At 66.7% G+C, this 10,771-nt stretch carries 11 protein-coding genes and 2 tRNA genes; 3 read left to right on the forward strand and 10 right to left on the reverse strand.

What is annotated here, in order from left to right:
- Positions 1 to 3: 3 nt before the first annotated feature.
- The 10 genes from kdpB to V3328_RS21200 all read right to left on the reverse strand — a co-directional run bounded on the left by kdpB (position 4) and on the right by V3328_RS21200 (position 8,648).
- Complete coding sequence (gene kdpB / locus V3328_RS21160; protein WP_340331705.1) at positions 4 to 2,055, reverse strand: potassium-transporting ATPase subunit KdpB; 2,052 nt, start codon at positions 2,053 to 2,055, stop codon at positions 4 to 6.
- A gap of 9 nt (positions 2,056 to 2,064) precedes the next feature.
- On the reverse strand, positions 2,065 to 3,771 hold the full coding sequence (gene kdpA / locus V3328_RS21165; RefSeq protein ID WP_340331706.1) for a potassium-transporting ATPase subunit KdpA: 1,707 nt from the start codon (positions 3,769 to 3,771) through the stop codon (positions 2,065 to 2,067).
- Positions 3,772 to 3,782: 11 nt separating this feature from the next.
- Positions 3,783 to 3,869 (reverse strand): K(+)-transporting ATPase subunit F, encoded by an 87-nt coding sequence (gene kdpF / locus V3328_RS26595; protein WP_378759152.1) that lies wholly within the window; start codon positions 3,867 to 3,869, stop codon positions 3,783 to 3,785.
- Between the two features lie 336 nt (positions 3,870 to 4,205).
- Positions 4,206 to 4,281 (reverse strand) — tRNA-Phe (locus tag V3328_RS21170).
- 148 nt (positions 4,282 to 4,429) lie between these two features.
- Positions 4,430 to 4,654: a DNA gyrase inhibitor YacG gene (gene yacG / locus V3328_RS21175; protein WP_340331707.1), complete on the reverse strand. Its 225-nt coding sequence runs from the start codon at positions 4,652 to 4,654 to the stop codon at positions 4,430 to 4,432.
- A gap of 127 nt (positions 4,655 to 4,781) precedes the next feature.
- Positions 4,782 to 6,296, reverse strand: a complete 1,515-nt coding sequence (locus tag V3328_RS21180; RefSeq protein WP_340331708.1) for a class I adenylate-forming enzyme family protein — start codon at positions 6,294 to 6,296, stop codon at positions 4,782 to 4,784.
- 28 nt (positions 6,297 to 6,324) lie between these two features.
- On the reverse strand, positions 6,325 to 6,951 hold the full coding sequence (locus V3328_RS21185; RefSeq protein ID WP_340331709.1) for a Maf-like protein: 627 nt from the start codon (positions 6,949 to 6,951) through the stop codon (positions 6,325 to 6,327).
- Positions 6,952 to 7,166: 215 nt separating this feature from the next.
- On the reverse strand, positions 7,167 to 7,640 hold the full coding sequence (locus V3328_RS21190) for an arsenate-mycothiol transferase ArsC (RefSeq protein WP_378759141.1): 474 nt from the start codon (positions 7,638 to 7,640) through the stop codon (positions 7,167 to 7,169).
- A gap of 3 nt (positions 7,641 to 7,643) precedes the next feature.
- On the reverse strand, positions 7,644 to 8,120 hold the full coding sequence (locus V3328_RS21195; protein ID WP_340331710.1) for a UPF0262 family protein: 477 nt from the start codon (positions 8,118 to 8,120) through the stop codon (positions 7,644 to 7,646).
- 45 nt (positions 8,121 to 8,165) lie between these two features.
- Positions 8,166 to 8,648, reverse strand: a complete 483-nt coding sequence (locus V3328_RS21200) for a DUF2948 family protein (RefSeq protein ID WP_340331711.1) — start codon at positions 8,646 to 8,648, stop codon at positions 8,166 to 8,168.
- 728 nt (positions 8,649 to 9,376) lie between these two features.
- Between V3328_RS21200 and V3328_RS21205 the strand changes: the two genes are divergently transcribed.
- The 3 genes from V3328_RS21205 to V3328_RS21215 all read left to right on the forward strand — a co-directional run.
- The gene (locus V3328_RS21205) at positions 9,377 to 10,063 is read left to right on the forward strand and encodes a hypothetical protein (RefSeq protein WP_340331712.1); all 687 of its coding nucleotides are present in this window, start codon (positions 9,377 to 9,379) and stop codon (positions 10,061 to 10,063) included.
- Between the two features lie 119 nt (positions 10,064 to 10,182).
- Positions 10,183 to 10,257 (forward strand) — tRNA-Thr (locus tag V3328_RS21210).
- A 175-nt stretch (positions 10,258 to 10,432) separates the two neighbouring features.
- A partial coding sequence (locus V3328_RS21215; RefSeq protein WP_340331713.1) for a hypothetical protein occupies positions 10,433 to 10,771 on the forward strand: 339 nt, incomplete at its 3' end.

Genomic DNA, 10,771 nt, shown 5'->3' on the forward strand with positions numbered 1-10,771 from the left:
TTCCTACGCCAGACCGAGCGCGGAGACCGCCAGGTCGATGATCTTGATGCCGACGAATGGCACCACCAGTCCGCCAAGTCCGTAGATCAGCAGATTGCGCCGAAGCATCTCGCCCGCCGTCGCCGGTGAATAGCGCACGCCGCGCAGGGCGAGCGGGATCAGCGCGACGATGACCAGCGCATTGAAGATCACGGCTGACAGGATGGCACTGGCCGGACTCGACAGATCCATGATGTTGAGCGCCTGAAGCCCGGGATAGGCGGCGATGAACAGGGCCGGCAGGATGGCGAAGTACTTCGCCACATCGTTGGCGATCGAGAACGTCGTCAGCGCGCCGCGGCTGATCAGTAGCTGCTTGCCGACCAGCACGACCTCGATGAGCTTGGTGGGATCGCTGTCGAGGTCGATCAGGTTGCCGGCCTCCCGGGCAGCCGGCGTGCCGGAGTTCATGGCGACGCCGATGTCTGCCTGAGCAAGCGCAGGCGCATCGTTGGAACCGTCGCCGCACATGGCGACGAGTTTGCCCTGCGCCTGCTCGGCGCGGATCAGCTCCAGCTTCCTTTCCGGTGTCGCCTCTGCGAGAAAATCATCGACGCCGGCCTCGGCGGCGATGGCCGCGGCCGTCATCGGATTGTCGCCGGTGATCATCACGGTCCGGATCCCCAGCCGCCGCAGTTCGGTGAAGCGCTCGCGAATGCCCGGCTTGACGATGTCCTTGAGGTGGATGACGCCGAGAATCCGCCTTTCGCGCGCTACCACAAGGGGCGTTCCCCCAGATTTGGCGATGCTCTCGACGATGCGCGCCAGATTCGCGCTGGGCCCGGTCTCGACGTGGCGGAGGATGGCATCGCTCGCGCCCTTGCGCATTTCGGAACCATCCATCAGGTCCGCGCCCGAAATGCGCGTCTGCGCACTGAACGGCACGAAGACCCGAACCCGCTCCCGAAGCGCATCGATCTCCCCGCCGAGCACCTTGCGAGCCAGGTCGACGATCGACTTTCCCTCCGGTGTCTCGTCGGAAAAGGAGGCGAGCAGGGCCGTTTCGATCAGTTCGCGCTCGCCGACACCTGGCAAGGGCACGAAGGCATCCGCCATGCGGTTGCCGAAGGTGATGGTGCCGGTCTTGTCGAGCAGCAGCGTGTCGACATCGCCGGCCGCCTCCACGGCGCGGCCGGACTTCGCGATGACATTGGCTTTCACCAGCCGGTCCATCCCGGCGATGCCGATCGCCGACAGGAGCCCGCCGATGGTCGTGGGAATGAGGGTGACGAGCAATGCGGCAAGGAACGCGACCGGAATCGTCGTGCCCGAGAAGAGGGCGAAGGGCTCCAACGTTGCCACAACCAGCAGAAAGATGATGGTCATGCCGACGAGCAGGATGTTGAGCGCGACCTCGTTCGGCGTCTTCTGGCGCTCGGCTCCCTCGACCATCGCGATCATCCGGTCGAGAAAGCTCTTGCCGGGTTCGGCGGTGACGCGGACCACCAGCCAATCCGAGACGAGCCGGGTGCTGCCCGTGACCGCTGACCGGTCGCCCCCGGATTCGCGTATCACAGGCGCGGACTCGCCGGTGATCGCCGATTCATCGACAGAGGCGATGCCCTCGATCACCTCCCCGTCGGCCGGGATCAGCCCGCCAGCCTCGACCAGAACCACATCGTCCCTGCGGAGCGACGTGCTCGACACGATCTCGAAGTCGTCGCGTGCGGCTGCGTTTCCGACAAGACGCTTGCACAGGGTCTCGGACTGCGTGGCGCGGAGGCTGTCCGCCCGCGCCTTGCCACGGCCCTCGGCGATGGCTTCGGCGAAGTTGGCGAACAGCACCGTCACCCAGAGCCAGAAGGCGATCTGGCCGACGGTGCCGGCCGTTGCCGCGCCTGTAACGAGATCGCGGACGAAGACGAATGTCGTCAGCAGCGCGACCACGGCCGTGACGAAAATTACCGGGTTGCGGGACAGCAGACGCGGATCGAGCTTGCCAAACGCGCCGCGTGACGCCTGTGCGACGAGCGCGCGGTCGAACAACGAAATGTCCTTTTGTGTGTGCTTTGCCATCGAGACGCCTCAGAACGTCCGGCCGGCCTGCACCGCAACCTGCTCGGCAATGGGACCGAGGGCGAGTGCCGGGAAGAAGGTGAGTCCCCCGAGGGTCACGACGACGATCACCAGCAGGATGACGAAGATCGGTCCGTGGGTCGGGAAGGTGCCGGTAGACCCCGGCGTTGGCGTTTTGACTGCCAGGGAGCCTGCGATCGCCAGCATCGGCACGATGAAGGCGTAGCGGCCGAGCAGCATGGCAATGCCCTGCAGAGTCGTGTGAAACGGCTGGTTGGCGCCGAAGCCGGCGAAGGCCGAGCCGTTGTTGCCGGTGGCAGACGAATAGGCATAGAGGATCTGCGAGAGCCCATGCGGCCCCGGATTGCTGACGGCTGCGAGGGCGCTCGGAATGGTCGCGGCCAATGCCGCGAACACCAGAATGCCGACCGGCATCGAGAGGAACGCCAGCACGGCGAGCTTGACCTCCCTGGCCTGGATCTTCTTGCCGAGATATTCAGGTGTGCGCCCGACCATCAGCCCGGCGAGGAACACGGTCAGCACGACAAAAAGCAGCATGCCGTAGAAGCCGGCGCCGACGCCGCCGAAGACGACTTCGCCGACCTGCATGTTGAGCAGAAGCGCAAGGCCGGCCAGCGGTGTGTAGCTGTCGTGCATGGAGTTGACCGAGCCGTTCGAGGCGGCCGTCGTGGCCTCGGCCCACAGCGCCGAGAGGCCGGTGCCGAAGCGGACTTCCTTTCCCTCCATGTTGCCCGCCGCCTGATCGACGGGCAGCGTGGCGAGGAGAGGGTTGCCTTGAAACTCCGCGCCATAGACGACGGCAAGGCCGACGACGAACAGGATGCCCATCGCGGCGAAGATCGCGACGCCCTGCCGCCGATCCTTCGCCATGTGGCCGAACAGGAAGCAGAAGGCTGCAGGAATCAGCAGGATGTAGACCAGTTCCAGGAGATTGGAGATCTGGGTCGGGTTCTCGAGCGGGTGCGAGGAATTGACGTTGAAGAAGCCGCCGCCATTGGTGCCGAGTTGCTTGATGGCGATCTGCGAGGCGGCAGGACCCTGGGCGATGATCTGTTCCTGCCCCTCGAGCGTGGTCGCCTGCGCATATGCGTCAAGGCTCTGGGGCACGCCCTGCCAGACGAGGACGAGCGCGCCGACGATCGATAGCGGTAGCAGGACGTAGAGAACGGAGCGGGTCAGGTCGACCCAGAAATTGCCGATCGATCTGGCGCCGTGGGCGGCGAATCCGCGGATCACGGCGACGCCGACAGCAATGCCCGTGGCCGCCGAGAGGAAGTTCTGCACGGTCAGCCCAACCATCTGGCTGAAATAGGAGAGCGTCGTCTCGCCCCCGTAGGCCTGCCAGTTTGTGTTGGTGACGAAGCTCACCGCCGTATTGAAGGCAAGGTCCGGCGACATCGGTGCCAGGCCTTCAGGGTTCCACGGCAGCAGGTGCTGCAGCCTCAGGATGGCGTAGAGGACAAGCCAGCCGGCCAGGTTGAACACGAGCACCGACAGCGCGTATCGCGTCCAGTGTTGCTCCTGCATCGCGCCCCGTCCCGCGATCGCGCAGATCCCGCGTTCGACCGGTGCGAGCACCGGGGAAAGCAGCGTGCGGCGGCCCTGGAAGACCCGGGCCATGTAGGCGCCGAGCGGCCAGGCCAGCGCGACAAGGAGGGCCGAATAGAGCAGGAACTGAAGAATGTCGGTGGCCATTTCGACCTTCCTCAGAACCGCTCCGGACGCAGCAGCGCGGCCGTGAGGTAGGCGAGAAGCGCCAATGCCACGACGGCGGCGATGAGATACTCGATCATCCCCGTGGCCTCACAGCAGCTCGCAGGCCGGAATAGCGGCAATGAAGGCGAGGAAACCGCAAACCGCCAGTCCGACGTAGATCAGGTCCAGCATGGGCCGACTCCATGGCATGAGCGCCGGCCGGATAGATGCAGCTTGGGGGAGTAAGCGCGCTATGGCGAAAAGCCCGCCCGCCTGTAAGGAATCCGTAAAGCCCGCCTTGATGAATGACCAGAGCAGCCGCGACCCCCCAGGCGTGCCGTGGACCCAGGCATCGCCAGCAGCGGTGAAGTGCCTCGAGACCGTTGAATTTCAACGATCTATGGCGTGCCGTGTTCAGCTATGAGAGGGGGAAATGGTGCCCAGGGGCGGAATCGAACCACCGACACCGTGATTTTCAGTCACGTGCTCTACCAACTGAGCTACCTGGGCATTCCACACGTGCCGGTATTGCGGCCGAAAGCCGTGATGCGGCGCGGGAAGCCGGCGGGTTATAGGAAATCCGCCTGCGCATGTCCAGCGGGTCGGACGACTTGGCCGACGTTGAATTCAGGGACCAGCGACATCGAGGAGGCCGGCCTCACGCGGCGCCGTCCGGGCCTTCGGAATCGCGCGGACCGCCGTCCTCGTCTTCGTCCTCGACCACGGGAATCGCATAGTGGCCGGTCAGCCAGCGGTTGAGGTCGATATTGGCGCAGCGCGACGAGCAGAACGGCCGGTTGCGATGGACCGTCGGCTGCCCGCAGATCGGACATCTCTCGCCGGCGCGGGGCGCCGCCTTGCCGCCCGGATCATGGTCGTTCATCTGCCGTCTCCTCAACCTTGCATCCGGCAAGCCGGCCAGTTCTCCCGGGCCTCACCTCGGCGCCACACAATTCACCGTCGCCTGCCGGTGGGCGAGCGGCTCGCGGGCGATCGAACCGATCGCCCTGTCATGCCTCCTGCCGTCGCGCCTTGTCGGATTCACGCAGTTCCGTCTTGAGAATCTTGCCGTAATTGTTCTTCGGCAGCGCCTCGACGAAGACGTAGTCCTTCGGACGCTTGAACCGGGCGATGTTGTCCAGACAGAGACGATCGAGCTCCGTCGCCGCGGCGTCGCCGACGACATAGGCGACGACGACCTCGCCCCACTCCGCGTCCGGCCGCCCGATGACCGAGACCTCCCGGATCCCCGGATGGGTGAGCAGCACCTCCTCGACCTCGCGCGGATAGATGTTCGTGCCGCCCGAGATGATCATGTCCTTCGACCGGTCCTTGAGCGTGACGAATCCGTCCTCGTCCATCACCCCGACGTCGCCGGTGTGCAGCCAGCCGTTCCTCAGCGCCGCCGCGCTGGCGTCCGGATTGTTCCAGTAGCCGGGAATGACGCAATCGCCGCGCAGCAGCAGTTCGCCCGTCTCCCCGGCCGGCAAGGGTTCGTCCTCGGCATCCGCGATCCGGACCTCGCAGGCGGAGTTGGCGATGCCGGCCGAGCCGATCCGCTCGAGCCAGCGCGGATGATCGCGATCGGCGATCACGTCCTTAGCCAGCACCGTCCCGGTCATCGGCGATTCGCCCTGGCCGTAGATCTCCGCAAGCCGCGGCCCGAACCGGTCGAGCGCCTTCTTGACGTCCTCGACATACATCGGCGCTCCACCCCACACGAGGGTGCGCAGGGCGCCCGGGTCGAGGTCGCCAGGATGCTCCACCATCCGCTTGATCATGGTCGGCGCCGCGAACATCGAGGTCCCCGGCCGGGCGTTGATCAGGCGGAAGATCTCCTCCGGTTCGAAACCGCCGGATTCCGGCACCACGTTCAGGGCCGCCCGGCAGACATGCGGCAGGATATAGAGGCCCGAGCCGTGGCTCATCGGCGCCGAATGCAGCACCGCATCGCCCGGGCCGGTCGGGTCGACATCGGCGAGATAGCCGAAGGTCATGGAGACGATGTTGCGATGGGTGATCATCGCGCCCTTCGGCCGTCCGGTCGTCCCGCTCGTATAGAACAGCCAGGCGAGCGCATCGGGTGCGGCGCCGGCGGGCGCCGCGGCGTCGCCTGCAAACAGCGCCTCGTAGCCGGGCAAGCCGATCTCGACGAGCGCCTTCAGTCCGCCGGCCGGATGGCCGGAGATCGCCGCCGCCTCCTTGGGAGTCGCAAGACACACCCGCGCCCCGGCATCCTCGATCATCCAGGCGAGTTCGGCGCCATGCAGCTTGGCGTTCGCCGGCACCGCCGCGAAGCCCCCCCACCAGATCCCGAACAGGCACTCGAGATATTCCGGGCAGTTCTTCGCGGCGATCGCCACCCGGTCGCCGGGGGCAAGGCCGAGGCGGGCGAGACCGGCGGCAAGACGGCCGGCGCGCAGGGCCAGGGCCCCGTATGACTGGTGCACGCCTGCGCCGTATCCGACCGCGGGATGTTCAGGAAAGGTACGGCCGGCCCGAGCCAGCCAGGTCGCGACGTTCATCGGCCCTCCATGATATGCGGGACGCCGGTCAAGCAGGCCCGCTCAGCCAGTTGAAGTAGACCGGATACCCCTCGCCGTGCAGCATCGAGACGGTCTCGTAGAGCGGCAGTCCGACAACGGCCGTATACGACCCCACCAGCCGGACGACGAAGCTCCCGGCGATTCCCTGGATTGCGTAGCCGCCCGCCTTGCCGCGCCACTCGCCGGAGGCGAGATAGCTTTCGATCTCCTCGCGCGACAGACGCTTGAAGCGGACCCGGGTCTCGACCAGCTTCTGGCGGATCGCCCGCGACGGCGTCACCAGGCAGACGCTGGTGTAGACCTTGTGGTTGCGTCCCGAAAGCAGCCTCAGGCAGTTCGCCGCCTCGTCGACCATTTCCGCCTTTGGCAGGATGCGCCGTCCCACGGCAACCACGGTATCGGCCGTCACGATGTACGCGCCCTTGAGCGCCTCCTCACGGTCGACCTGTCGTATCGATACTTCGGCCTTGGTTCGCGCCAGCCGTTTGGCAAGGGTGCGCGGGGTCTCGCCCTTGCCCGGCGCCTCGTCGATATCGGCCGGCTGCAACGAATCCGGTTCGATCCCCGCCTGCTGCAGCAGGCCGAGCCGGCGCGGCGAACCGCTGGCAAGCACGAGTGTCGGGCGTCCCGTCATGTATCGTGGTCCGTCTGAGACGTCCGAATCCGGCCGCGGCCGTTCAGATCCCTGAGCGAGTCGATGGAGGCCGTTCCGCGGCGCGGAGCCGGACCGGCGCGGAAACTAGCGAATTGCTGCTGAAATGTGAACCGGGGAAACAGGTCGCGCCGCCGCCCCGCCTCCCGCAGCCGCAACGGAACGGGCAAACCATGTCGGTCAGCGGCCGGACGCAGTCAACCGGTCAGCGGCGGCTTCCAGCCGAACCGCTCCTTGATGCGCTGCAGAAGCGTGTCGCGCACCCGGCGATAGGCGTCCAGGCGCTGCTCGCGGGTTCCGCCGACGACGGTGGGATCCTCGGTCGGCCAGTATTCCGCGTCGAAGGCCATGGTCCGCGTCAGTTCCAGCGCGCGGTGATGCGCCTCGGGCGCCAGCGAGATGACGACGTCGAAAGACGTGTCGGCGAGGTCCTCGAAGGTGTGCGGCTGGTGCCGAGAGACGTCGATCCCGATTTCCTCCATCACCGCCGTGACGAAGCCGTCCGGTTCGCCCTCCCGCACGCCGGCGGAGGCGACATAGATCGCGTTCGGGAAGAGATGACGGGTGATCGCCGCCGCCATGGGGGAGCGCACGGCATTCATCCCGCAGGCAAACAATACCGCCGAGGGGGAGCCGTTCACGGCGCCAGTGGGTTCGCCCCCCGCCGCCACGTCTCAGCCTTTCCAGTGCAGGACGCAGATCAGTGTGAAGAGCCGCCGCGCGGTATCGAAATCGACCTCGATCTTGCCTTCAAGACGCTCCGCCAGGATCCGCGAGCCCTCGTTGTGGATGCCGCGTCGGCCCATGTCGACCGCCTCGATCCGGCTCGGGCTCGCCGTCCTGATCATCTGGTAGTAGCTCTCGCACACCAGGAAGTAGTCGCGGACGATGCGGCGAAACGGGGTGAGCGACAGGATATGTGTCACCACGGGCGCCTCGCCTTCGTTGCGGATGTCGAAAACCAGCCGCTTTTCCCGGATCGACAGGGTCAGGCGGTAGGGACCGCTGTCGTGGCCTGCCAGCGCGAAGCTGTTCTCCTCAAGCAGGTCGTATATCGCCACGGCGCGCTCGTGCTCGATGTCCGGCGAGCCGCGCCCGATCGAGGACTCGTCGAGATCGACGGAGACGAGCCTGTCGGACCTGCGCGTCACGCCGCCACCCGGGTCATGACGGCCGGGTCATGATGACCGGCCCGCTCACGCGCCTTCGCGGGCCGCGGGGCCGGTCTCCCCGGCCGCGGCTGCGGCCGCGCCGGTCTCGTGGTCTGGGACGGACGACGTCGACCACACCGGGCCCAGATCGGACAGCCTGGCCTCCAGGCACTCGACGTCCAGCCGGATCACGCCACCGGCCGAGAAGATCAGTTCAACGGTCCCGGCGGGCGCGTCGGTTTCCTCAAACCTGACGGCCAGCAGGTTGAGGACGGCATCGGCCCGGTCCTGCCGGATCGCGCGGCGCCGGACCGACTGGACGCGCTCGAAATGCAGGGCGGTGCGGGCGCGGCGATAGGTGCCGGCCTTGCCCGGTTCGCTCCGGTCGAAGCGGTTGACGACAATGACGAAACGCTGCTCGTCGGGAAGCCAGCGCAAGTCGGCGATCCGCACGACGGCATCCTGCAGGTGCGCGGAGATGACCTCCAGGTCCTCCGCGTCGAGCGCAAAAAGCTTGAGCTTGCTCATGTTCGGTTCTGTCGCCCGGCTACCGGCGGCCCCGGAGCCGGGGCCGACCTTCCTGTTAACGGCTTCGCTTTCGCGGCGCAACGCTGCGGCCGCGGTCGCCTATATCGGGAAAGGGGGGCAGGCCTTCAAGCGCTGCCGGGCGGCTCAATCCGCCGCGTCCGGCTCCGCCTCGCCAGGCTCGTCGACCCTGGCACGGCGTGCCCTTCCCTGTGCCTTCCGTCTGCCAAGATTGCGTCGTAGCTGTGCCGCCAGCCTGTCACGGCGCTCTTCCGCCGTCTCGGACTTCCTGCTCCCGCTGCCGGGCGTCGCTTCGTCTGCCATGGCGCCAAATTACGACAGCCCGCAGCAGCAATCAAAGACCAAAGGATCGCCTCGGCACCGGTGGGCCAATTTTCACGAATTCGGCGCAAAACCGGCCAGATCCGAGCGAGATCCCGTGCTACATACCCGCATCTGTGACCATATTCGCACATTCCGGGGAAAATCGAGCGATCGATCCCCCGACGGGCTTCGCAATTCGGCATCGGCCTGATAGGAACGGCTTCGATCCCGGAGAGCATGGCGGCCGCCGGGTGCGCCGGCCCTGGCGGCGACCGGCCGGATCGCCCCGGCTTTGCGGTGCGATGCGCGGATGTGACCGAAGATCGATGCGGGGACTCATGATTGAGCGGGCAGGAAGGCTGCGGGCCGGCCGCGGCGCGGGACATCTCCCGTTCCGGACGGTCGCGATGACCGCAATCGCGCTCGGCCTCTCCCCGCTGGCGGCGGCGGCCGGGGACCTGACCCGCGACCGGCTGCCGATCAGGAGCGAGATCACCGGCGACAACTCCTACGTCGTGAAGCTGGAGGCCGAGCTGCCGACCGGCTGGAACGCGGTGATGGGGATGGACGTGTCGGTTTCCGGCGTCGAGGCGACCAGCCAGGCCAGGGCGCTCGCCGACGAGGTCGATCCGTGGTCGAAGCCGGCGGCGCCCGGCACCGTCGCCTGGGCGAGCGTATCGATGCCGGCGCCGGGGTGGATCGGCGGCCAGGCGCGCCTGCGCGTGCAGCTCAATCCCTATGCCGACAGCGCCGCCGTCTCCGGCAGCCTGACCCGCAGCCGGTCGCTCGGCGACCACCTCCGGGCGAGCCTTTCGAGCGACCTCATCGTGCGGGAAACCGGCCTCGGCACAGTCGCCGCAGCGCAGAGCTGGGAGGCGAACCGTTCGCTGCGCATCGACCTGACGGAGACCGGCACGGCGCTGATCGCCCGGGGCCAGGTGCTGGGGTCGGGACTGGAGCAGCCCGAGGTCAACACCACCCTGACGGCCGAGCGGCCGCTCGGCGGCGGCCTCGGCATGTCGACCTCGCTCGGAGAGCTGGAGACCGGCGAGCCGGTGCTGACGGTGGGCGCCCGCTTCAACCGCACCTGGTGACGTGAACGGGGGGTGCCCTGACGGGTGAGCGGAGGCGGCGGGACGGCCGCCGCGTCTATTCCGCGCGAACGGCTTGCGCTCGCCACCCCCCTATGGCAGTTATGCGCCGCTTCGCCGGCGCCCATGTAGCTCAGTGGTAGAGCACTCCCTTGGTAAGGGAGAGGTCGCGTGTTCAATCCACGCCATGGGCACCATTTCCTTTTCCCCAATCTGCCGGAATTTCCGAGTGCCCGCTGGTCCTCAGCCGGTACTCCCATCCCCGTGCCCGATCCGCATTGACCGGCTCGGAGCGGCCCCGACAGCCTCGGCGTGGCGGGTTGATCCGCGAGGATGGAATGTGATGCAGTTCGGGCCAAAAGGGAACTGTCTATGAAACTGGCCTACGATGCGCTTCCTGCGATCTACGATGTATCCTTTTCGGACGAAAAATGGATTTCGACCCTCGATGCGGTGAGTGCAGCCGCCGGGGCCAATGGCGCCATGCTCTTCGGCATCAACGAGACGGAGTTCGTCTACCAACTGGACTTTGCCAGCTCGTTCTACGCCGACAAGCTGCCCTTGCTGCCGGTATTCATGGAAAATTTCGGCCACTACGACCGGTTCGGCCGCGAGTTCCTGCTGAGCGTGGAATCCAACAGGCCCATTTCGGATCTCGATATCTGGCCCGGCGAAGATCTCTGGAATCGCCCGGACATGATCTTCATGCGC

The sequence above is a fragment of the Microbaculum marinum genome, assembly GCF_037855135.1.
Lineage (GTDB): Bacteria > Pseudomonadota > Alphaproteobacteria > Rhizobiales > Tepidamorphaceae > Microbaculum > Microbaculum marinum.

Bases quoted from the DNA above. Each gene is read 5' to 3' on its own strand.
- kdpB (WP_340331705.1), bottom strand. From the start codon at position 2,055: ATGGCAAAGCACACACAAAAGGACATTTCGTTGTTCGACCGCGCGCTC.
- kdpA (WP_340331706.1), bottom strand. From the start codon at position 3,771: ATGGCCACCGACATTCTTCAGTTCCTGCTCTATTCGGCCCTCCTTGTC.
- kdpF (WP_378759152.1), bottom strand. From the start codon at position 3,869: ATGATCGAGTATCTCATCGCCGCCGTCGTGGCATTGGCGCTTCTCGCC.
- yacG (WP_340331707.1), bottom strand. From the start codon at position 4,654: ATGAACGACCATGATCCGGGCGGCAAGGCGGCGCCCCGCGCCGGCGAG.
- V3328_RS21180 (WP_340331708.1), bottom strand. From the start codon at position 6,296: ATGAACGTCGCGACCTGGCTGGCTCGGGCCGGCCGTACCTTTCCTGAA.
- V3328_RS21185 (WP_340331709.1), bottom strand. From the start codon at position 6,951: ATGACGGGACGCCCGACACTCGTGCTTGCCAGCGGTTCGCCGCGCCGG.
- V3328_RS21200 (WP_340331711.1), bottom strand. From the start codon at position 8,648: ATGAGCAAGCTCAAGCTTTTTGCGCTCGACGCGGAGGACCTGGAGGTC.
- V3328_RS21205 (WP_340331712.1), top strand. From the start codon at position 9,377: ATGACCGCAATCGCGCTCGGCCTCTCCCCGCTGGCGGCGGCGGCCGGG.